General features: G+C 47.4%; 18 protein-coding genes. 10 read left to right on the plus strand and 8 right to left on the minus strand.

Going from position 1 to position 20,984, the window contains the following annotated elements; genetic code table 11:
- The first annotated feature begins 121 nt into the window (after nucleotides 1-121).
- From DV872_RS00610 to DV872_RS00625, 4 genes are all read left to right on the plus strand, one after another.
- A complete protein-coding gene (locus DV872_RS00610) occupies nucleotides 122-1,375 on the plus strand; it encodes an ABC transporter substrate-binding protein (RefSeq protein ID WP_230391359.1) in 1,254 nt (417 codons plus the stop codon).
- 91 nt (nucleotides 1,376-1,466) lie between these two features.
- The gene (locus tag DV872_RS00615) at nucleotides 1,467-2,354 is read left to right on the plus strand and encodes a carbohydrate ABC transporter permease (protein WP_114627887.1); all 888 of its coding nucleotides are present in this window, start codon (nucleotides 1,467-1,469) and stop codon (nucleotides 2,352-2,354) included.
- A gap of 3 nt (nucleotides 2,355-2,357) precedes the next feature.
- Nucleotides 2,358-3,215: a carbohydrate ABC transporter permease gene (locus DV872_RS00620; RefSeq protein WP_114627888.1), complete on the plus strand. Its 858-nt coding sequence runs from the start codon at nucleotides 2,358-2,360 to the stop codon at nucleotides 3,213-3,215.
- Between the two features lie 180 nt (nucleotides 3,216-3,395).
- Nucleotides 3,396-4,259: a hypothetical protein gene (locus DV872_RS00625; RefSeq protein WP_114627889.1), complete on the plus strand. Its 864-nt coding sequence runs from the start codon at nucleotides 3,396-3,398 to the stop codon at nucleotides 4,257-4,259.
- Here DV872_RS00625 and DV872_RS00630 read toward each other — a convergent pair.
- Both DV872_RS00630 and DV872_RS00635 read right to left on the minus strand, forming a co-directional pair.
- Complete coding sequence (locus DV872_RS00630; RefSeq protein WP_114627890.1) at nucleotides 4,256-4,957, minus strand: 1-acyl-sn-glycerol-3-phosphate acyltransferase; 702 nt, start codon at nucleotides 4,955-4,957, stop codon at nucleotides 4,256-4,258. The genes DV872_RS00625 and DV872_RS00630 overlap by 4 nt on opposite strands.
- The gene (locus DV872_RS00635; RefSeq protein WP_114627891.1) at nucleotides 4,957-5,841 is read right to left on the minus strand and encodes a diacylglycerol kinase family protein; all 885 of its coding nucleotides are present in this window, start codon (nucleotides 5,839-5,841) and stop codon (nucleotides 4,957-4,959) included. The genes DV872_RS00630 and DV872_RS00635 overlap by 1 nt, the downstream gene beginning before the upstream one ends.
- Nucleotides 5,842-5,919: 78 nt before the next feature.
- Here DV872_RS00635 and DV872_RS00640 point away from each other — a divergent pair, with 78 nt between their 5' ends.
- Nucleotides 5,920-8,016 (plus strand): molybdopterin-dependent oxidoreductase, encoded by a 2,097-nt coding sequence (locus tag DV872_RS00640; RefSeq protein WP_114627892.1) that lies wholly within the window; start codon nucleotides 5,920-5,922, stop codon nucleotides 8,014-8,016.
- 30 nt (nucleotides 8,017-8,046) lie between these two features.
- Here the strand turns inward: DV872_RS00640 and DV872_RS00645 are convergent, their stop codons facing one another.
- The 6 genes from DV872_RS00645 to DV872_RS00670 form a co-directional block, all read right to left on the minus strand.
- Nucleotides 8,047-8,991 (minus strand): ribose-phosphate pyrophosphokinase, encoded by a 945-nt coding sequence (locus tag DV872_RS00645; RefSeq protein WP_114627893.1) that lies wholly within the window; start codon nucleotides 8,989-8,991, stop codon nucleotides 8,047-8,049.
- Nucleotides 8,988-10,826, minus strand: coding sequence for a bifunctional homocysteine S-methyltransferase/methylenetetrahydrofolate reductase (locus tag DV872_RS00650; protein WP_114627894.1), 1,839 nt, complete (start codon nucleotides 10,824-10,826; stop codon nucleotides 8,988-8,990). The genes DV872_RS00645 and DV872_RS00650 overlap by 4 nt, the downstream gene beginning before the upstream one ends.
- 28 nt (nucleotides 10,827-10,854) lie before the next feature.
- On the minus strand, nucleotides 10,855-11,013 hold the full coding sequence (locus tag DV872_RS00655) for a rubredoxin (protein ID WP_199563406.1): 159 nt from the start codon (nucleotides 11,011-11,013) through the stop codon (nucleotides 10,855-10,857).
- Between the two features lie 27 nt (nucleotides 11,014-11,040).
- A complete protein-coding gene (locus DV872_RS00660; RefSeq protein ID WP_114627896.1) occupies nucleotides 11,041-13,491 on the minus strand; it encodes a dihydropteroate synthase in 2,451 nt (816 codons plus the stop codon).
- Nucleotides 13,488-14,411, minus strand: coding sequence for a homocysteine S-methyltransferase family protein (locus DV872_RS00665; RefSeq protein ID WP_114627897.1), 924 nt, complete (start codon nucleotides 14,409-14,411; stop codon nucleotides 13,488-13,490). Before DV872_RS00665 ends, DV872_RS00660 begins: the two co-directional genes overlap by 4 nt.
- Before the next feature lie 150 nt (nucleotides 14,412-14,561).
- Nucleotides 14,562-15,674, minus strand: a complete 1,113-nt coding sequence (locus DV872_RS00670) for an anaerobic sulfatase maturase (protein ID WP_114627898.1) — start codon at nucleotides 15,672-15,674, stop codon at nucleotides 14,562-14,564.
- A 200-nt stretch (nucleotides 15,675-15,874) separates the two neighbouring features.
- Here DV872_RS00670 and DV872_RS00675 point away from each other — a divergent pair, with 200 nt between their 5' ends.
- From DV872_RS00675 to DV872_RS00695, 5 genes are all read left to right on the plus strand, one after another.
- Nucleotides 15,875-17,605, plus strand: coding sequence for an ABC transporter ATP-binding protein (locus DV872_RS00675; protein WP_114627899.1), 1,731 nt, complete (start codon nucleotides 15,875-15,877; stop codon nucleotides 17,603-17,605).
- Nucleotides 17,602-18,456 carry an energy-coupling factor transporter transmembrane protein EcfT gene (locus DV872_RS00680; protein ID WP_114627900.1) on the plus strand — a complete coding sequence of 285 codons (855 nt, stop codon included), beginning with the start codon at nucleotides 17,602-17,604 and terminating at the stop codon, nucleotides 18,454-18,456. The genes DV872_RS00675 and DV872_RS00680 overlap by 4 nt, the downstream gene beginning before the upstream one ends.
- Entirely contained in the window at nucleotides 18,449-19,042 is a 594-nt protein-coding gene (locus DV872_RS00685) for an ECF transporter S component (RefSeq protein ID WP_114627901.1), read from the plus strand. The genes DV872_RS00680 and DV872_RS00685 overlap by 8 nt, the downstream gene beginning before the upstream one ends.
- Nucleotides 19,042-19,821, plus strand: coding sequence for a type III pantothenate kinase (locus tag DV872_RS00690; protein ID WP_114627902.1), 780 nt, complete (start codon nucleotides 19,042-19,044; stop codon nucleotides 19,819-19,821). The genes DV872_RS00685 and DV872_RS00690 overlap by 1 nt, the downstream gene beginning before the upstream one ends.
- Nucleotides 19,822-19,893: 72 nt before the next feature.
- Nucleotides 19,894-20,982 (plus strand): Ldh family oxidoreductase, encoded by a 1,089-nt coding sequence (locus DV872_RS00695; protein WP_114627903.1) that lies wholly within the window; start codon nucleotides 19,894-19,896, stop codon nucleotides 20,980-20,982.
- The last annotated feature ends 2 nt before the right edge of the window (nucleotides 20,983-20,984 follow it).

Genomic DNA, 20,984 nt, shown 5'->3' on the forward strand with positions numbered 1-20,984 from the left:
AACATTCAAGACAGGGTGAGCGGCTAATCATCTTAAAATATCAAAACAGTACGGAAAATCTTATCGTTGACGTCTGGTTACAGGGATTTACAATAGAAGTACGTCAATCAAGGAGATATATATGAGTAAACGAATTATTGTTCTTATGCTGAGTGTTTTTGTTCTGATCAGCGGCGTTTTTGCTGCAGGACAGCAGGATGCAGCCATGGATGAAGGTCCCAAAATGCTGGTAATCAATTCAAACCAGTCTGATCCCTCTACTAAAGCAGCTGTTGCTGAGACTGTAGCTCTTTTTCAGGAAGAATATCCCGAGATCGAAGTTCAGCTGAATACATTTGATCATGAAGCATATAAAACCGCCATCAGAAACTTTCTGGCTACCGAAGCACCGGATGTCGCGTTCTGGTTTGCCGGTAACAGAATGAAATTTTTTGTAGATCAGAATCTGTTTATGGATGTCAGTGATGTATGGAAAGATGAAGATCTTTATGACTCTATGTCCTCTTCACTCAACTCATTGACTATCAATAATAAACAGTATGGTGTTCCCTGGTCTTATTACCAGTGGGGTATTTACTACAGAATGGATATTTTCGAAAAATACGGCCTGTCTGTTCCTGAAACATGGGATGAGTTCATGTCTAATAATGATGTACTTGTTGCAAACGGGATAGCTCCGGTAACTATCGGAACAAAATATCTGTGGACTGCGGCGGGATGGTTCGATTACTTTAACCTGAGAGTCAACGGTTACGAGTTCCATATGGAATTGATGACCGGAAAAGCATCTTATCTTGATCCAAAACTAGATAAAGTATTTGACCTTTGGGGTGATATGGTTAAGCGTGGACATTTCCTTGAGAACCATGCGACTTACTCGTGGCAGGAAGCACAGGCTCCTCTTATCAAGGGTGAAGCAGCCATGTACCTGATCGGAAACTTCATGATGCCCGATATGGAAAGCGCCGGTGTTATCGACAAAATAGGTTTTTTCCAGTTCCCCATTATCGATCCCTCAGTAGGCGTTTATGAAGATGCTCCTACCGATACAATTCATATTCCCGCCAAGGCTAAGAATGTTGAAGCAGCAAAGATGTTTTTGGCTTTCATGACTCGTCCTGATGTACAGGACATCATGAATCCAGGAAGTCTTCCTCCCAGCAAATATGCTTCCGCACCGGATGACCGCTTCAAAAAAGCAGGATTCGAAATGCTCGGAAAAGCAGATGGTCTGGCTCAGTTTTATGACAGAGATACCACACCTGAAATGGCAAAAGCCGGTATGGAAGGATTTCAGGAATTTATGGTTTATCCCGACAGGGAAGATGCCATCAGAACAAGACTGGAAAGGGAAAGAAAGAGTCTTTTTGAATAACAGTTACTGATTTCTGTTCTTATGAGGCAGCGAAGCGGAGTATCTCCTCTCCGCTGCTTTTTTTATATGTTAACCAAAAGGAGGCCTGTTCATGGAGAAAAAAACCGTGAATAAACTGCTTAAAATGCAGCAGAAATATGCTCCCGTCTACTTTCTGGCACCGGCTATGATATTATTCTCAATTTTTGTCATTTGGCCCATCTTCCAGAGTATCTGGATCAGCTTTCATAAATGGGATGGATTCAGTCCCATGACCTGGGTCGGTCTAAAAAATTACCGAAAGCTTTTTGATGATCCCCGTTTTTATACATCTTTGAAAAACAATATTTACTGGCTTGTTTTTATGATGCTGGCTCCCCTGGTCGGGCTGTCATTGGCTCTGTTTTTAAATCAGCAAATTAAGGGGATGAGAGTCATTAAGTCACTCTTCTTTTTTCCCTTTGTTATAAATCTCGTTGTTGTCGGTCTGGTCTTTTCCTGGTTTTACAATCCCGATCTGGGTTTGCTCTCCGTACTTCTGGGTGTATTCGGTATAGAGCCAATACCGATTCTGGCCGATGAAAAGATGGCCACATTCGGCATTATCATTGCCGGTTTATGGCCGCAGACAGCCTATTGCATGATCTTGTACCTGACGGGTCTGGCGGGTGTAAACACCCAGATTGTGGAGGCCGGGAGAATTGATGGAGCCGCCGGGTGGCAGATGCTCCGTCATGTGATCCTGCCTCAACTCCGTCCTGCAACCATTGTGGCCCTCACTGTCACAGTCATAGGAGCACTCAGGAGTTTTGACCTGATTGCCACAATGACGGCCGGAGGCCCCTGGGGAAGCAGTTATGTACTGGCCTACCATATGTATGATGAAGCCATATTCAATTTTAAGATGGGATATGGAGCCGCATTGGCAGTTGTACTCTTCCTGATTATGTCTGTCTTCATCTATTTCTTTCTGAAAAGAATGATCGATACGGAGAAGTAAAAAATGTTTCCAACACCAATACAAAAAAGAATCGTCCCCGTCAGAGCTCTTTATGTGGTAGGAGTTATTCTCCTTTTGATAATGTGGCTGCTGCCTATGGTGGCCATTGTCTCCACATCGATCCGCCCCGGATCTGATATCTCCTCCGGGAATTATTGGGGTATTCCCAGTCGTATCGCCATCGTCGAAAACTACAGCGAAGTATTCAACCCCGACCGCAGTCCTATGTTGAGGTATTTTATCAACAGTACGGTTATGACTCTTCCGGCTGTATTCTTTACCATACTCTTCAGTTCCATGGCCGGATTTGCATTGGCGGTCTATCCCTTCAAGGGTCGGATAGCCCTCTATGCCATGTTTATCGCAGGAAACTTTATTCCCTATCAGATCCTGATGATTCCCGTGCGGACAATGTTTGTCAAGTTCGGCCTTTTTGACACGATCATAGGGCTTGTAATTTTCCACACCGCCTTTCAGTCGGGTTTTGCGACCTTCTTTCTCAGAAACTTCATAGTGGAGCTGCCTTTTTCCCTGGTTGAATCCGCCCGGGTGGAGGGAGCTACGGAGCCCCGTATATTCTTCTCCATAATGATTCCTCTGTTGAGGCCCGCATTGGCATCCCTGGGAGTCCTGTTATTCACTTTTATCTGGAATGATTTTTTCTGGGCTCTGACTCTGGTACAGAGTGACAAGGCCAGGCCCATCACCTTCGGGCTGAGTGCTCTTAAGGGGCAGTGGCTGATCAGCTGGAATCTGATTGCCGCCGGTTCGGTTGTGGCGGCTCTGCCCTCTGTTGTTGTCTTTTTCATACTACAGAAACAGTTTATTCAGGGACTGACGTTCGGTGGTGTAAAAGAGTGATTTTCATTTTAAATTTTAGAAAAGCCCGCACTCTGAACTGATTCCCGGATGTTTTTCAACATATGGGGGCAGTTCAGATTCCTGCGGGCTTTTTTTGAAAACAGCTGATTGAAAATATCCTATAATTAAAGATACCTTACTTTTGGACTCAAACCATTGTCAGAAAATGAGGAGTCTTGAATGAAAAAGATACATCTATTTATGGGATCAATTTTTATTTTTTTAATAATTATCAGCTGTCAGACAGTCGTACTGGATGATGCTGATATGGTTTCCTGGGATAATCATTACAGAGAAAAGAGCAGAGTTGGAGACAAAGGGCCGGGAACTCTGGTCATTGGGTCCGGAAGCTCAGATGTCCGTGTAGCCAGTCTTATTTACAGCCCTGAAAATACAACAGTAAGAGTGGCTGATATCTACTATCCAAGGGCTATGGATCTGCATGAAGCACGAGGTGCTGTTATAATGGTTTCCGGTGATACAGACAATCATGCAAAAGATTATTACGGCAGAACTCTGAAAGATACTGATCAATATATGCAGTGGGGGCAGGTCATTGCCGAAGAAGGTCTGATTGCTGTCACATATGAACTCGGGAATCCTCAGGCAGCCCTGGAAACTCTTATGACATGGATTGTTGAAAATCAAAAATATCTGGGGATTGATACCCAGAAAATAGGATTTTTCTCAAGCAATGAAAATGGTTGTTCTGTGGGTTTGGAAACCATTGTTAAAGACAGTACAAAGTACACAGGTCCCAAACCGGTATTCTCTATCTACTATTATGGCTTGATGCCTTTACGTTCAAAAGAGGTCTTTACTGATATTCCGATCCTGACAGTGCAGACAAAGGATCTGTGGGGTAGGGGACTGCCTGCTTCTATGGAAGAATTCAACCAGAGTGCCATTGCGGATGGTGCCATGATAAAAGCTCTGTACTATCCTGAAGGGGAACATTATTTTGACTGCAGAGAGGATACTCCAAGAACTAGGGAAATCCTCCAGGAAACTGTTCTCTTCATGAAGGATAATATGGAACATTAGCCGAGGATCTCCTGTATAAGCTCTCTGCTTCGGCTGCGCAGTTCCCTGTCGCTGGATTCCTGTATCTCCTGAGCCGGAATCGGATTAGAGAATATGATTTCAACTGTTCCCGGTTTTACTAAGAGTGAGTGTATTGTTTTTCTTTCCCATAGTCCTTTGAGAACCACCGGTACCATATCTACTTCAGCATTTCTTACAAGACGGAAAGGTCCTCTCTGAAAAGGCTGGAGTTTTCCGTCTCTTGTGCGGTGTCCTTCGGGGAACATGGCAATTGACGTTCCCCCCTTAATAACCTTTCCGGCTTTCTCCAGACTTTCGATGGCAGATTTTACATCTTTCTGACTGATGGGAATGTTTCCAAGTCCTCGGATAACAGCTCCCCAGACGGGCAAATTGAAGTGAGACTCCAGTTCTACACCCCGGACGTAATGGGGTATAAATCCGAATAGGAGTACGGGGTCGAAAATATTGACGTGGTTTGCAATAAATACATAACTTTTTTCGGGGTCCAGAAGCTCCTTCCCCACTGTCTTTACCCGGATTCCGAAACTCAGAGGAATCAAGTGACAGATGAACTTGACAAGGGGATCAAAGAAGCGCTTATTTTTAAGTACATTCTGAAGGAGTATGAAGGGGAGTCCTAAAATCAGAACTGTAATAGTGAAGATATAACCGAAAATACTGGTAAAAATAAACATCAGCAATACATCCTGATTTTTCCCGGATGGATCTGAACATCTATGGGCGTCGTTCCAAAGGTTTCTCCGTCGGGTGTAAGCATGAGGGGCCTGTCGGATTTAACAGATATTTTTTTCCCTTTGAAGCACTCAATCACCTCATCTTCCACATGCTTTCCTTTGAAGATTGCGGGGAACAGGGAGAGAACTTTTCTTCTTGAAACCTTATTAAGGAGAATGATGTCCAGAAGGCCGTCATTTATTTCTGCATCCGGGGCCATCATCATGTCTCCTCCCGTATATTTTGAGTTACAGATTTCAGTAAAAAGAGCGTCTCTTTTGATCAGTTTTCCATCGAGTTCAATCTCTACAGCGCTGGATTTAAGAAAAATAATCTCTTCCAGTACTCCCAGGATATATGCAAAAGCTCCCAGAATCTTATAACGTTTTGCCCTGTAGGCTACATTGGAGACAAAACCGGAACCGAGAAGATTGGCAAAGAAGTATCGTCCTTCACTGCAGGTAAATTCCCCCAGATCTATATCTTTGGTTTTCCCTGCCTTAATATGCTGCAGAGCATCATCTACACTCTCAATTCCGAGGTCTTTGATAAAGGAGTTTCCCGTACCTACAGGAATCTGACCGATGGGTATGGGCAGGCTGTCTCTCTTTGACAGCAGACCGTTGATAACTTCAAAAAGGGTACCGTCTCCACCCACAGCCAGGACAGCATCTACACCCTCAATTGAGAGGTTCTCAGCCAGAACGCGAGTGTCACCCTTCTTCTCTGAAACCAGGAATTCAATCTCTATTCCTTCTTTCTTCAGGGCTTCCGCTGCTTCACTTGCAAGAGACCGGCCCTGTTTCTTTCCGGCATTCGGATTGACGATCATGGTAATTTTCATTGCTGAATTAGACTTTAATTCAGATGTGTTGTCAAGAAAAAACTGTTACAAAAACCTTCGTTCGGGATAGAATAGGGTATGCAGAAATTTCCAGTATCCTGTAATAAGGACTGTGGGGGCGGTTGTCCCCTTATCGCTTACAGTGAAAACGGGTGTGTGATCCGAATCAAAAATAATCCTCTTGCCTCTCCTTATATGAAGGGCTGCCGAAAGGGGTTTCAGGCCATGAAGATAGATCAGCATCCCCATAGGCTGACCAGGCCCCTTATACGTCTTGAAAATAGACCCAGAGAATTTTCAAATGTTCAGGATGCACGGGATAATTTCCGTGAAGCTTCCTGGGAGGAGGCTCTGGATCTTGCGGCCTTCCGGCTTGAAGAGTTTCGCAGGGATCACGACTGTACCTCTCTTATTGATCTCTCAAGCGGCGGAGCCTGTCGAGGAAAGATGCATAATAATTCTGCTTTGACTTCCCGATTTCTTACTTTGTGGGGCGGAGCCCTGCGCTGCGGCGGAAGTTACAGTTCTGAGGCGGCTTCCTATGTTATGCCCTATCTTTTCGGTACTAAAAACAGTGGTATGGATGCGGGTAATCTTGCCCATTCAAAACTGATTATTCTTTGGGGCTATAATGCCTTTGATACCCGCATGGGTTGTGAAATGTCTCCCCGCATACTGGAAGCCAGGAAGCGTGGTGTTCCAATCATAGTCATCGATCCCCGTAAGACCAGAACTGCCGACACAATGGGGAGCTGGTGGATACCTGTCAAACCGGGAACGGACACGGCATTGATGGCCGCTCTGCTTTTCCATCTGATAAGGAATGAACTTCAGGATCACGGATTTATTGAAAAATACTCCCATGGTTTTTCCGAGCTGAAGGCTTATGTCCGGGGTGAGATAGACGGTATTCCAAAGAGTCCTGAATGGGCTTCCGAGGTCTGTGGAATTCCTGTTTCTGATATTGAGAAACTTGCAGAGCTTTATGGTCGGACGAAACCTGCAGTCATCCTGCCCGGACTCTCCCTTCAGCGTGCCATAGCTGGAGAAGAGGCTGCCCGGATGCCTGTGGCTCTGCAGCTGGCAACAGGGAATATCGGTATTCCCGGGGGAGGTTCGGGAGGAATGTTCTGGGGTAAAATCCCCGGTCCCCGCTGTGCCTCTTTTCCGGTTCCTTCCCACAATAATATTTCAATCCCTGTTTATGAATGGCCCGATCATATTCTTAAGAGAGATATTAAAGCCGCCTATATAACTGGTGGTAATCTACTGTCTCAGGGGAGTGATATCAGGAAGAACCTCAGGGCCTTTCAGAACCTGGATCTCGTGATAGGGCATGATTTTTTTCTGACTCCAACCATGGCTCTCTGTGATATCGTTTTTCCAGTCGCCACATTTCTGGAGCGCGATGATATTGTAAAATCTGCGGGTAACTTCATTCTTTACTCAGCCAGGGCCGCCGAAGCTCCCCAGGGTGTTTTGACGGATTATCAGATATTCACAGAGCTTTCAGAGCGTCTCGGATTTAAAGATGAATACAGTGAAGGAAGGAGTGCATCCCAGTGGATTGACTCCTTTCTTGAGGATTCCGATATCCCTGATCCGGCTGCATTTAAACGAGACGGATTATTTATGGCTGAGGAGCAGGAGCGTAATGCATTTTCTGACTTTATTGAAGATCCTGCCGCCAATCCGCTGAGTACCCCCTCGGGCAGGATTGAAATAGCCTCCCGGCATTATGAGGAGACTGGATTTCCCGGGTACCCTCATTACAGAGGAATTCTGCCCGATGATCCTGATTATCCCCTGATGCTGGTCACCCCCCATCCTCTTCATGGAATCCATTCTCAGTACTCCAATATTGAAGGATTCAGGATGGAAGAGGACAGGGGATTGTGGATTAACCCCGATGATGCCGGGGAGCGGGGAGTCAGTGAAGACAGTCTTGTTTATCTGAGAAGCCCCCAGGGGGAGATGAAAGTTCCGGTTCGAATCACTGAGGGGATTATGGCGGGGACAGTTTCTCTGAACGAAGGCCTGTGGCCCGACTTGAGTGAAGAAGGAAGCAGCCTTCTTGAGAGGGGGGGATCGGTTAATATTCTAAGTTCAACGGAACCCACCCTGCCGAGCCGGGGTGCAAGAACCCATACAATCTTTGTACAGGTATCACTCTGATGACTCCGGTCAGCCCGTAGGGAACAGGAATCAGTGAGGGAATAGCTCTCCCACACTTTCTCCGGTATGAATACGCCGGATTGCTTCCGCCATAAGGGGGGCAACCGAGAGTACCATCATATTTTTCATAAGTTTCTCTTCCGTTATCTCCACGGTGTTGGTTACAATCAGTTTTTCGATTCCCGCCTTTTTGAGCCGGCTTACGGCTTCACCGCAGAGAACAGGGTGGACAGCACTGACATAGATCTTTCCGACTCCCGCAGCTTTAAGGGTTTTGATGGTTTCGAGTATTGTAGCGCCTGTGGCAATCTCATCGTCAAAAATTACAGCATCCCTGCCGCGTACATTACCAATCAACTCTCCCTGGTTCACCTCAGTATCACTGATTCTTCTTTTATCAATGATGGCAATAGGAGCATCCAGACTCTCGGCAAAACGGCCGGCTCTCTTGGCGCCCCCCGCATCGGTTGCCACAACAATCATATTCTCTTTGTTTTCATAGTGCCGGAAATAATCTGCAATGGTATATGTCGCTGTCAGGTGATCTACGGGCATACTGAAAAAACCGTGAACCTGAGCTGAGTGGAGGTCCATGGTCAGGACCCTGTCGGCTCCTGCCGTCTTGAGTAGATCTGCAATCAATCTGGCGGTAATAGATATCCTGGGTGCATCCTTTTTATCGGAACGGGCATAAGAGTAATAGGGAATTACCGCTGTGATCCTCCCTGCAGAGGAACTGCGCAGTGCATCCATTGTGATCAGCATCTCCATAAGGTGTTCGCTTACCGGAGTTGTAAGGGATTGAATCACAAAGACATCTCTGTCTCTGACATTTTCCTGAATTTGTACCGAAAGGTTGTCGTTGGAGAAACGGGATATTTCAAGGGGGCTCAATTTCATATCGAGTTCCCCGGCAATTGATTCACTGAGACCCGGATTTGAACCGCAGCAGAATATTCTCATTTTATCTTTCATTTATTTGTATCCATTCCCAGTACCTTGAGGGCCAGTTCCACTTTTCCGAAGGGGGCACTGACCTGAAATCCCTGTACATGGGGTTCAATGATTCTGCAGATGTCTTCGGCGATTCTGATCCCTTCTGCAATGCCTTCTTCTCTGGTCTTACAGCGGCTCATCCTCTCCATTACCTCATCGGGGACTTCCACTCCCGGGACTTCATTACGCATAAACTCGGCGTTCTTAAAGCTTACCAGGGGCCATACACCCGCTATAACGGGAATACTGCCGAAGGCGGAGGCCTTGTCCAGAAATCTCAGAAGAGCATCGGGATCAAAAACCGGTTGGGTTATGGCATACTCGGCTCCCGCTTCAATCTTTCTGCGATAACGATCCATTTCCAGCTCGGGAGATACTGCACAGGGATTAGCTCCCACACCTGTAAAAATGGCGGTGGGCGGTGTAATGGGATTGCCTCCGAAGTCTCTACCATAGTTAAGGTTATGAACAACCTGTGTCAGTCCTATGGAATCCACATCGAAGACCCCGGTGACCTCGGGATAGTCTCCCGACTTGGGTGGATCTCCGGTGATTACCAGGAAGTTATTCAGACCTGCTGCAACGGATCCCAGTATATCGGACTGCATACCCAGAAGGTTTCTATCCCTGCAGGTGTAGTGGAGAACGGCCTCAATTCCAGCCTCTTTCTGAATGATGGAAGCGGCTATCATGGGTGACACTCTTGCACTGGCTCTGGGGCCGTCGGGTATATTGATGGCGTCGACACCGTGGAAGGCACAGATTTTCGCCTTATTGATAAAAATCGTCAGGTCTGTGCTTCGGGGTGGTGTCAGCTCTACTGATGTTACCATTTTTCCCTGTTTGAGAAGACAGGCCAGGCGGGATTTCTGTTCCTGGGGTACGGGAGTAATCTCAATAGACTCTTTATCTACTGCCTTGATCTCCACATGCTGTTTGACCAGGGACGTTGCCTTCACTGTACGTGAGGCCTTCAGTATATGCTCAGGGGTGGTTCCGCAGCATCCGCCGATTCCGCTTACACCCAGTTCGATAAACTTTTTGGCATAGGATGCGAAGTATTCAGGATTGGTCAGATAGACCATACGGTCATCTTTCTGTTTTGGAAAGCCTGCATTGGGCATGGCGATAATAGGTTTATCAGTCAGAGTCACAGCCTTCTCAACCCAGTTGTAGGTGTGGGATGGACCGGTTCCGCAATTCAGTCCCAGAACATCAAGGGCATCACAGTCATTAAGTTTCTGCATCAGTGTTTCAAGGTTTTCACCTCCGGGGGTGTATCCCTCCTCGGTGAGTGTAAAACAGCCGCAGACTGGAAGTTCTGTTGATGCGGCGCACCGGGCTGCAAGGATGAGTTCTTCACTGTGGCTGAAGGTCTCGAGGATTATCAAATCCACGCCGCCTTTGTACAGGGCTTCGGCCTGTTCTGTGAAAACTGCTGCCAGTTCCTCTCTTCTGTTCTCTTTCAGTATCTGTCCTGATTTAAGACAGGGACCCATGGAACCGGCTACATACTGAGCTTCGTCGGCATATTCCCTTGCAAGGCGGGCTGCCGCTTTGTTGATCTCAACAACCTTGTCTCCCAGACCGTGCTCAGTCAGCTTGATGCGGTTGGCACCGAAGGTATTTGTCTCAAGGACATCCGCTCCCGCTTCACTGTAGGCCTTGTGAACCTCGGCAACAATTTCGGGGTTGGTAATATTAAGTTCGTCATAGCAGCGGTTCAGAAATATGCCCTTACTGTAGAGCATGGTTCCCATGGCACCGTCAAAGACGAGAGGCTGTTTTTTTATCTGTTCAAGAAAGGGGGTCAAGTTTTTCTCCTTGTTTGGTCGGGCTCTGTTAATCTACAGGATCAAAAAGATCCCGGGTTGAATAGCACAGAGGACAGACCCATGTTTCCGGCAGGTCGTCAAAGGCTGTTCCCGGTTCAATCTCTCCCATGGGATCTCCCTCCTCAGGATCATAGATATAACCGCAGTTGATGCATATGTATTTCATAATTATTGTTCTCCTCGGCAGAGCCGCTTATACCGCAAAGTACTTGGCCTGCGGGTGGTGGGCCACCAGTGCTGATGTACTCTGCTCTGGAACCATTTCATAGTTTTCTGTCAGGCTGATGCCGATTCTATCGGGTTTCAGCATATCAAAAAGAAGGCCGTGTGCTGATATATCCGGGCAGGAGGGGTAGCCGAAACCATAGCGGGAACCCTGATACTGCTGTGTCACATATCCGTGGATGTTTTCAGGCTCCGAGGAGGCTATTCCCAGTTCTCTACGCATTCTTTTATGCCAGTATTCGGCAAGGGCATCGGTGACTTCCACCGAGAATGCATGGAGCATCAGGTAGTCGTGATATTCATCGGCGGCATAGAGCTCTGCTGTCCTTTTGGAGACTTCTTCTCCAATGGTCACTACGAAAAGCCCTGCAACATCACCGCCCTCGTCGGCATTCTTATAATAATCCGAGAGACAGAGGAAGGGAGCTTCTCCCTGTCTGGGAAAGGCGTAATCATACTCCTTCCCCTTATGACTCATCACAAGACTGTTTTCACGGCTTTCACAGGGGAAATATCCATAGGCAGCCTTGGCATCTATAAGTCCTTCATTAAGGAACTGATTTCTGAAATCCTCATACAGAGGTTCCACCTTTGTTTTAATTAGATCCTCATACTCCTGAGCTGTCATTTTGCCCCGGCGATATCCCCATCTGCCTCTGAAGAGGGCCTGTTTATTGATAAGGGAGAGAACCTCCTCCAGGTCTATATCCCTAATGATTCTATCCCCCAGAAAGGGTGCTTCAGGAACGGGATTATCTCTTAAGACATTCCCATCCTTGAGTCCGGGTTTAACTTCTTTTACATCTGAAGCTGCTACCCATTCAGTCGCTTTCAGAGTTCCCGCTTCAAAATCCCTTACTTTTTTCAGGGCATCAAAGGCATCCTGATTATATACAACAGGAGATGTATAAGCGGGAACACAACTCTGTGCTACAAACTTTCTGGTCAGGGCCGCTCCCCCCAGAAAAATAGGCACATTGAGTCCCGCCTCTTCATACTGGGGTAGGCTTTCAGCCATTACCATGGCTGATTTTACAAGAAGACCGCTCAGCCCGATGATATCTACATTGTACTCCCTGGCTTTCTGGATAATTGTTTCTGCGGGAACTTTAATTCCGATATTGTAGACCATATAGCCATTATTGCTGAGGATGATATCCACCAGGTTTTTACCTATATCATGGACATCTCCCTGAACAGTTGCCAGGAGGATCTTAAGTTTTTCAGATTCATCCGACTTCTCCATCAGGGGTTCCAGAAACCGTACCGAAGCCTTCATGGCTTCCGCTGACTGTAGGACGAAGGGGAGGAGTATCTCCCCCTTTCCGAAGAGCTCTCCCACATGTCTCATTCCGGGGACGAGTATCTCGTTTATAATTCCCAGGGGTGAACGGCGCTGAAGCAGCATATCAAGAATATCTTCAAGGTCATCCTTGTTTCCCGTAACTATCTTGTCGTAGAGCTGAGTCTCTATGGGTTTCCATTTTTGTTCTTCCCCGTCATCTTTGGCTTCCGCAGCCGTACTGAAGTAATCGATAAAAGTGAGGAGCGGGGACTTCTCCGGGTTTTTAACTCTATCGAAGAGAAGATCCATACAGATTTCCCGGTCTTCTTCGGGGATGGATGCCAGAGGCATCATTTTGGCTGCATCGATAATACAGGAATCAAGTCCGTACTCCAGAGCTTCATGGAGGAATACAGCATTCAGGATCTTTCTGGAAACTGGTGAAAGACCGAAGGATATATTACTGAGGCCAAGGATGGTCAGACAGCCGGGCAGCTCTTTTTTTATTCCTTTAATGGCTTCAAGGGTCTGAATTGCCGCATCCCTGAGAGTTTCATCACCCGCACCGATTGTGAAGGTGAGGGGATCAAAAAGAATATCCTGAGGGCGCAGCCCCATCTCATCCACTGCTATAGTATGAATTCTTTTCGCAATCCCGATCTTGTCGGCGGTGGTCATGGCCATGCCCTTTTCATCAATTGTAAGGGCTACAACGGCGGCACCGTATTTCTTGACCAGCTTCAATACCTTGTAGATATTCACTCCCCCGTCTTCAAGGTTCACGGAGTTGATAATACAGCGCCCGGGATAGATCTGCAGGGCACGTTCGATTACTGCAGGAGTAGTAGAGTCGATCATCAGGGGAGGTTTTAGAGATGAGGAGTATGTGGGAATCAGAATCTCCATATCCTTCATTTCATCACGACCCGCGTAGGCAGTGCAGAGGTCTATAACATGGGCCCCTACGGCTTCCTGCTCCCTGGCAATTGTCAGGCAGGTATCGTAGTCATCATCGAGAAGAGCTTCCCTGAAACGTTTTGAGCCGTTGGCATTACATCGTTCTCCGATGATAAGGGGTCTTATGGGCTGAACCAGTTCAACCGATTCATACAGGCTGGCTATGGATGCTTTCATGACTGAACCTCTCTTACTGCAGGTTTCAGACCTGTCAGCTCTTCTTTGAGCCTGGATATATGTTCGGGAGTTGTTCCGCAGCAGCCTCCGGCCAGAGTAACACCCCAGTCTCCTATAAAGCTCTTAAGTTCAGATGCATAGGCTTCGGGAGTCATGGGATAGGTGGTTACTCCGTCTACAATTTCAGGAAGTCCCTGATTCGGAAGGCAGGAGATTCTGCCTGACCAGTTGTGACTGAGCCAGCGGATGCTGCTGAGCATATCTTCAGGGCCCGTGGCACAGTTCAGTCCAAAGGAGAACACATTGAAGGGTTCGATTATGGCTGCCGCAGCGGCGATATCGGTTCCTGCCAGCATGGTGCCTGTACTTTCGATAGTTATGGATATCATAATGGGAATATCCAGTTCTTTTTCATCAAGAACTTCTCTGGCTGAAATCAATACTGTCTTGAGCTGCAGGATATCCTGAGCGGTTTCGAGGATAAGAAGATCCACACCTGCATCAGTGAGAGCTTCAATCTGCTGTTTATAGGCTGCGGCCAGATCTTCCACAGTGATATGACCCAGGGAGGGGAGTTTCGTTCCCGGTCCCACCGAGCCGGCAACCCATCCGGAACCGTGCTGTTCGACTGCCTTGCGGGCGCAGTTGACTGATGCCGTATTGATTTCAACAACCTTGTCCTGAAGATCATATTCTCCAAGTACAACAGTCGTGCAGCCAAAGCTGTTTGTTTCAATAATATCCGCTCCGGCTTCAAGGAAGCTCAGATGCATCTCAGTTATTTTGTCGGGGGCAGTGAGACAGAGGTACTCATTACAGCCCTCATTTCCGTCCCAGACTGTATCGGGCAGGTCCATGTTCTGAATGCTTGTGCCGCAGGCACCATCCAGAATCAGTAACTCTTTATCCTGTAATTTCATCTCAGCAGCTCCTTCGTCTTGTGGTAAGGGGTTTAACTGTTTGCTCTACTCTATAGAAAACTTCTGAACAATGTAATATTTCCCGGGATAAAATTTCACGGTATTCATTGCTATGTGAGGGATATTGTATTTCTGTCTCTTTGTGTTGATCTACATTCCCTGACGGCTGCGGTCCATTATGATCTGATCCGCCAGAGTCCGAAGACGGGGCAATGCATGTTTATAGAATTTTTTCAGGCCGGGACAGAGGTAGGAGAGACCATCATTATTTACACCGCTTCTGTGTTTCTGGCAGTCGCCGTGACAGAAGGAGAGCCAGGGACAGTCCCTGCAGTCATCCTGGAAATTCATCTTGCCAGCGCCGAATTTTTTATAGATATTATTATTGATAAAACCTGTCCAGCTTCCTTTTTTAACATTACCCAGTTTCAGGTCTTCTTTGACAAAAAAGTCACAGGGATAGACCGAGCCGTCGTATTCCACAACAAAATACTGACAGCAGTTACAATCCATATCACAGGTGGACGGATGACCCAGTACCATTTTATTCAGGAGTGAGTCGAACATCCGGATGGAAACCTCGTAGCGGTTTTTGTACCAGCGGTCAAAGATAGCTATTAGAAAGTCTCCCCATCCTTCGGGGCTGACAGAGTAGTCCTCGGGGGTTACACCGTCTTCCTTGAATTCCACACAGGGAATAAACTGAAGAAAGCGTTCACCCTTGTTGTAGAGGTAATCATACACAAGTTCGGGCTGTCTGCTGTTCAGATCGTTTACAAGGGTCAGAATATTGTATTCAACATTGTGTTTTTTCAGAAGATCCAGACCCTGCTGTACAAGATGATGGGAACCTTGTTTCCCTACTGTCTTTCTGTAATTGTCATGAATCTCCGGGGGGCCGTCCATACTGACTCCCAAAAGGAATTTATACTCTCCGAAGAATGCGGCCATCTCGTCGGTTATGAGTGTGCCGTTGGTCTGAATAGCATTGGCAATGGAAGCTCCCGGGGGGGCATATTTTTTTTCCAGGGCAACAAGTTTCTTAAAAAAGGGAAGCCCCATCAATGTGGGCTCACCACCCTGGAAGGCAATGGAATATTGAGGCTGTTTCGTCTGCATATAGCTCCGGACCATTGTTTCAAGGGTCTCATCATCCATACGTGTCTTTTTGGATTCACAGATATGATCCAGGTAGAAACAGTACTCACAGCGTAGATTACAATCGGCCGAGGCCGGTTTGACCAGAAGGGAAAAAGCTTTCATATGGTTGAATTGTACGGATGAGGGAGAAGGGCGTCAACGCCATGACTTACACTTGACATCATTCAATGGGCTGAGTAAGTTTAAAGTGACCAGTACGCTTGGATCCGTTAAGGACCGGGACGTTGAGGTGAAACATATGAACATAACATTTATTAAAACAGTCTCTGTCCTGTCCCGCATTTTCTGCCGGAGGGATCCAAATGTCTTTTATTGATTTCAGGGATGTAAGTTTTACTTACCCCGGACAGAAAGAGGCGGCTCTTAAAAATGTCTCATTTACCCTGGAGAAGGGTAAACACATCGCTGTGATTGGTGGGAATGCCTCAGGCAAGAGCACCATGACCCGCCTTATGATAGGGCTCCTGATTCCGGATTCAGGACAGGTTCTTGTGGATGGAAGAGACACATCCGACAAATCTTTACACAGACAGATAAGAACCAGGGCAGGCCTTGTCTTCCAGAATCCCTCTACACAAATTGTGGCTACTGTTGTCAGGGAGGATGCCGCCTTCGGTCCTGAAAATCTTGCTCTGGACAGCAGCGAAATAAAAGACAGAGTCAGGGATGCGCTGAAGGAAACATCTCTCAGCGATCTTTCTGCCAGAGCCACTCATATGCTCTCTGCCGGTCAGCAGCAGAGACTTGCTTTGGCGGGAATCCTGGCCATGGGAACCGGCTGTCTTATACTCGATGAGGCTGAGTCCATGCTGAATCCTCTGGGACGGTGTCAGCTGAACAGTCTGCTTGAGGAATTACACACAGAAGGTTTTACTGTTATCAGAATCACCCACTTTATGGACCAGGCCAGCCGTGCGGATCAGATTCTCCTTCTGCATCAGGGCAGGCTGATAGAAAACAGCAGTCCTGAACTCTTTGTAGAGCGCAGTGACGATCTGGAGAGCTGGTCTTTGAAGCCATCCCCTGTTCAGAAGCTGGGTGCCTATTTTTCTGCAGACCTTCCTGAAGTGAAGAAGATCTTCCTTGAAGAGGATCTGGCAGATAAATTGAAATCGAGCTGTAGAATTGACAACTCTGCTGCTCCCCGGGCTTCTCATAAGAGCCGGGAGGAATCTCCTCTGGATAAAGATGGGGATACAGAGCGGGATGTTATCATCCGCCTGAGTTCTGTAAGCAGGAGCTACGGCAGTAAGAGTGCAGTGACCGTGGATGCCCTCAGGGATGTGAGTTTTAAACTTTTCAGAGGGGAGTCTGTCTCGGTTATGGGAACAACGGGTTCCGGTAAATCCACCTTTCTGCAGATTCTGAACAGTCTTCTCCTGCCAGATACAGGTGAGCTGACCCTTCTGTCTGAGAATCCCCTTGATAAGAAAACTGATCTGGCCCGGCTGCGCAGCAGGATCGGCCTTGTGATGCAGCAGCCTGAAAAGCAGCTTTTTGCATCCCTTGTGGGTGATGATGTGGCTTTCGGCCCCTATCAGATGGGACTCAGAGGCAGGGAGCTCTCTCTCCGTGTCAAAGACGCCCTGGATCAGGTAGGTCTGAGTTATAAAGGATATAAGGATTTCCCAGTGCGGGCTCTCAGCGGTGGTCAGAAAAGAAAGGCCGCTCTTGCAGGAGTCCTGGCAATGAAACCGGAAGTTCTCCTCCTGGATGAACCGACGGCGGGTCTCGATCCTCTTTCTGCTGATAATATGGAATCCATACTCAGATCACTGCATAAGGATGGACTCTCCCTGATCACCGTTACACATAATGTAGAGCAGGCGGTGCGTCTTTCAGAGCGTCTTCTTGTTTTCAGGGAAGGCCGGATTTTCTGGGACGGCGGTATATCCGAGTTCTTTCAGAATCATGATCCCGGGATTTTCGGACTGGAATATCCATTGAGTTCCCGGATTGCCCTTGCTTTGGGTATGAGGCCCCTTCCTGTCACTCCTGCGGAACTCTATGCAAGGCTGGAGTGCAGAGTATGAATGACTTTGAAATTCTGCAGAACCTTTCTATCGGTCAGTACCGTCCGGGGACAAGTTTTCTTCATACAATGAACCCCGCTCTGAAACTGGCGGCTCTTGTTCTGGTAATGATTCTGATACTCCTCTCTCCCTTTTTTCCTCAGCTGCCTATTATCTTTCTGCTGCTGATTGTTACAGCCAGACTTTCAGGACATGGTATTTTCTCTCTGCTCAGAGGGACAGGCCCGGTACTTCCTTTTCTGATAATCATAGTACTGATTCAGATGTTTCTGATTCCAAGGGCTTACAGTTCTGATGCAATTATGAGCCTTGGGCGTTTTGAGATGCACAGAGAGGATCTGATTTTTACAGCCAAGATTTTCGGGCGTTTTTTCTGTCTTTTTCTGCTGTTCACCCTTTTTACAACGGTGACCACTGTATCGGAGATCAGCCATGGTGCGGAGATCCTGTTCCGGCCTTTCGGAAGAAAAAGAGCGTTCTCCCATGATCTCTCTCTGGTTATTACCATCACCTTCCGCTTTATTCCCATTCTTGCAATGGAGGCAGAGCATATAACCAAGGCTCAGGCCTCAAGAGGCGGCTCCTTCGGGACCTGGAAAATGGGATTACTAAAGAAAATTCGCCTTTATATCCCTCTCCTGGTACCCCTTTTTATTGCGGCTCTTGAGAGAGCGGAGACACTGGTTGAGGCCATGGAAGCCCGCTGCTATGAAGCAGGACAGGAGCGCAGCAGGCTGACTGAGTATGTGTGGACTGTCCGGGACACTCGGGCTTTAACACTATTAATTCTGTTTACTATACTGCTGCTGGGCAGTAGATTTATCTTTTCTTTTGGAGGAAATTATGTCTGATACAAACCGTACCCGTAAGATCGTTATTACCGCTGTGATGGCCGCAGTCTCTGTTGTTCTGGGAGCAACACGTCTGGGATTTATTCCCTGGTTTTCGGGAGCTTCTCTGACTATCATGCATGTGCCTGTGATTATCGGTGCCATTCTTGAAGGGCCTGTTGTGGGCATGATCATCGGTCTCATTTTTGGAATTTTCAGTCTGATCCAGGCGGCTGTAGCTCCTACAGGTCCTGTGGATGTCTTTTTTGTGAATCCCCTGATTTCAGTTCTGCCCCGTATTTTTATAGGTCTCAGTGCCTGGGCAGTCTACCGTGCTTTCAACGGAAAGCTGACAGCTCTTGCTACAATTCTGGCCTCCATTGCAGGGAGTCTGACAAATACAATACTGGTTCTGGGAGCCCTGGGAATTGCCGGAGCTCTACCCTGGGAATTGATTGCAGCCATTATCGCTGCCAACGGATTTGCCGAAGCGGGAGCAGCGGCTGTTATCTGCGGCGCAGTAGTTCTGGCCTGGAAAGCTGTGGGAGATCCTTCTATGAATAAGGGTAAAAAATCAAAACTTGATGACCTGGAGGATGAAGAGTAATGCTGCTTGCTGTAGATGTGGGTAATACCAATATAGTTTTAGGGGTTCATGACGGTGAGGGCTGGATAAATCATTGGCGGATCAGTACTGACTCTTCAAAGATGCCCGATGAATATGGTGTTCTTGTACGTGATCTCCTCAGGGAAGGGGGAGTCTCACGAGATTCAATCAACCAGGCTGTCATCAGTTCTGTAGTTCCCGGACTCACAGGCAAGATTAGAGATATGGTTCAGCGCACAACCGGAATTACTCCTCTGATTGTAGGTCCCGGCGTTAAAACCGGACTCAAGATATGTATTGAGAATCCCGCAGAACTGGGAACCGATATTGTCTGTAACTCTGTGGCCGCATATAACAGGATTCAGGGAAACTGTATTGTTGTTGATTTCGGTACGGCCCTGACTTTTACAGCCATCAGGGAGCCCGGGGAGATCCTGGGAGTCTCTATTGCTCCGGGACTTCAGGCCGCCGCCGAAGCTCTATCCGAGCATACCGCACAGCTGCCTCAGGTCTGGCTTGAGCCTCCTCAAAAGGCTATCGGAACCAATACAATCAAGTCCATCCAGTCCGGAGTTGTCTGGGGTTATACGGGTCTGGTCGAATCCCTCATCGACAGGATGAAGAAAGAACTGGGCGGTACGGCTTCTGTTGTTGCCACAGGAGGCCGTTCTCAGGTTATTGCTCCTCTTACCGACCGATTCACCCTGACAGAACCCTGGCTTATCCTCGAAGGGTTGAGGTTGATTGCCGGAAGAAACCAGGCGTTTTTTGAGGAATAGAGCCCTTTCATATCTTTTGTAACGGTCCGGTCAGATGTTTCGTAAATTATGATGTGCAGGGGGAAATATAATATGGAATCTTATCGATTTAAAAAAGAGGACCTTATTTCATTTTGTCAGAAGGTTTTTATAGTCCATGGAGTCTCCGCCGATGATGCACATGATTGTGCTGAAGTTCTGGTTGCAGCGGATGCCAGAAATATTCCCTCCCATGGGATAGCCAGACTGAAGAGGTATCTCTCGGGTATTCAGGAAGGGTCCATGGATATACATGCCCAGGCCGAAGTAATCAGGGACAGTCCTGTTTCTCTCCTTCTGGATGCTGAGGGAGCTCTTGGTGTTCCTGTCAGTAAAAGAGCGATGAATCATGTACTGGATAAGGCGGAAAAGAGCGGTATGGCTTTCGCCTGTGTCAGGAATTCCAACCATTACGGTATTGCCGGCTATTATGCAATGATGGCTCTGGAAAGGGATATGATTGGAATCTCAATGACAAATACGGCGGCTCTTGGTGTCCCAACTTTTGGACGGCAGGTTATGTTCGGCACAAATCCAATGGCTTTTGCAGCTCCTGCAGACAAGGAGAAATCCTTTGTTCTGGATATGTCCACCACCGTCGTAACAAGAGGGAAAATTGAGGTCTATGACAGGGAGTCAAAGGATCTGGTCTCCGGCTGGGCTGTTGATAAGCATGGGAAAAGTGTTCGTCAGGCAGGACCTCTGTTAGATGATATGTTTCACAGAAAGGGCGGCGGGATTGTTCCTCTCGGAGGTGACTCTGAAATCTCAGGTGGTCATAAAGGGTTTGGATTGGCCATGATGGTGGATATCATGACCGGGGTTCTCTCTGGTTCCGCATGGGGGCCGGATATCTGTGACAGTCAAGATTCTTCAGCCCGTGTTTCTCATTGCTTCGGAGCGATGAAAATTGATCTTTTTATGGATTCCCTTCAATTCAGGAAAAACATGGATATGATGCTTCAGGATATTCGCAATATGGAAGCAGCAGAGGGGCAGGACCGGGTCTATTTTGCCGGATTAAAAGAGTTTGAGGCGGAAGCAGACTCTCTAAAGCTCGGAGTAGCTGTTCCGGCTGCTGTATGTGAGTCATTACGTTCTATTGCTGATGAATTTTCCATATCCTTCCCATCAGCAACTTAATT

Origin of the sequence: Oceanispirochaeta sp. M1, assembly GCF_003346715.1 — a bacterium.
Classification (GTDB): domain Bacteria; phylum Spirochaetota; class Spirochaetia; order DSM-2461; family DSM-2461; genus Oceanispirochaeta.

Coding starts and splice junctions, on each gene's coding strand:
- DV872_RS00670 (WP_114627898.1), bottom strand. CDS start 15,674: ATGAAAGCTTTTTCCCTTCTGGTCAAACCGGCCTCGGCCGATTGTAAT.
- DV872_RS00665 (WP_114627897.1), bottom strand. CDS start 14,411: ATGAAATTACAGGATAAAGAGTTACTGATTCTGGATGGTGCCTGCGGC.
- DV872_RS00610 (WP_230391359.1), top strand. CDS start 122: ATGAGTAAACGAATTATTGTTCTTATGCTGAGTGTTTTTGTTCTGATC.
- DV872_RS00675 (WP_114627899.1), top strand. CDS start 15,875: ATGTCTTTTATTGATTTCAGGGATGTAAGTTTTACTTACCCCGGACAG.
- DV872_RS00695 (WP_114627903.1), top strand. CDS start 19,894: ATGGAATCTTATCGATTTAAAAAAGAGGACCTTATTTCATTTTGTCAG.
- DV872_RS00685 (WP_114627901.1), top strand. CDS start 18,449: ATGTCTGATACAAACCGTACCCGTAAGATCGTTATTACCGCTGTGATG.
- DV872_RS00660 (WP_114627896.1), bottom strand. CDS start 13,491: ATGAAAGCATCCATAGCCAGCCTGTATGAATCGGTTGAACTGGTTCAG.
- DV872_RS00645 (WP_114627893.1), bottom strand. CDS start 8,991: ATGAAAGATAAAATGAGAATATTCTGCTGCGGTTCAAATCCGGGTCTC.
- DV872_RS00680 (WP_114627900.1), top strand. CDS start 17,602: ATGAATGACTTTGAAATTCTGCAGAACCTTTCTATCGGTCAGTACCGT.
- DV872_RS00640 (WP_114627892.1), top strand. CDS start 5,920: ATGCAGAAATTTCCAGTATCCTGTAATAAGGACTGTGGGGGCGGTTGT.
- DV872_RS00620 (WP_114627888.1), top strand. CDS start 2,358: ATGTTTCCAACACCAATACAAAAAAGAATCGTCCCCGTCAGAGCTCTT.
- DV872_RS00615 (WP_114627887.1), top strand. CDS start 1,467: ATGGAGAAAAAAACCGTGAATAAACTGCTTAAAATGCAGCAGAAATAT.
- DV872_RS00655 (WP_199563406.1), bottom strand. CDS start 11,013: ATGAAATACATATGCATCAACTGCGGTTATATCTATGATCCTGAGGAG.
- DV872_RS00625 (WP_114627889.1), top strand. CDS start 3,396: ATGAAAAAGATACATCTATTTATGGGATCAATTTTTATTTTTTTAATA.
- DV872_RS00635 (WP_114627891.1), bottom strand. CDS start 5,841: ATGAAAATTACCATGATCGTCAATCCGAATGCCGGAAAGAAACAGGGC.
- DV872_RS00630 (WP_114627890.1), bottom strand. CDS start 4,957: ATGTTTATTTTTACCAGTATTTTCGGTTATATCTTCACTATTACAGTT.
- DV872_RS00690 (WP_114627902.1), top strand. CDS start 19,042: ATGCTGCTTGCTGTAGATGTGGGTAATACCAATATAGTTTTAGGGGTT.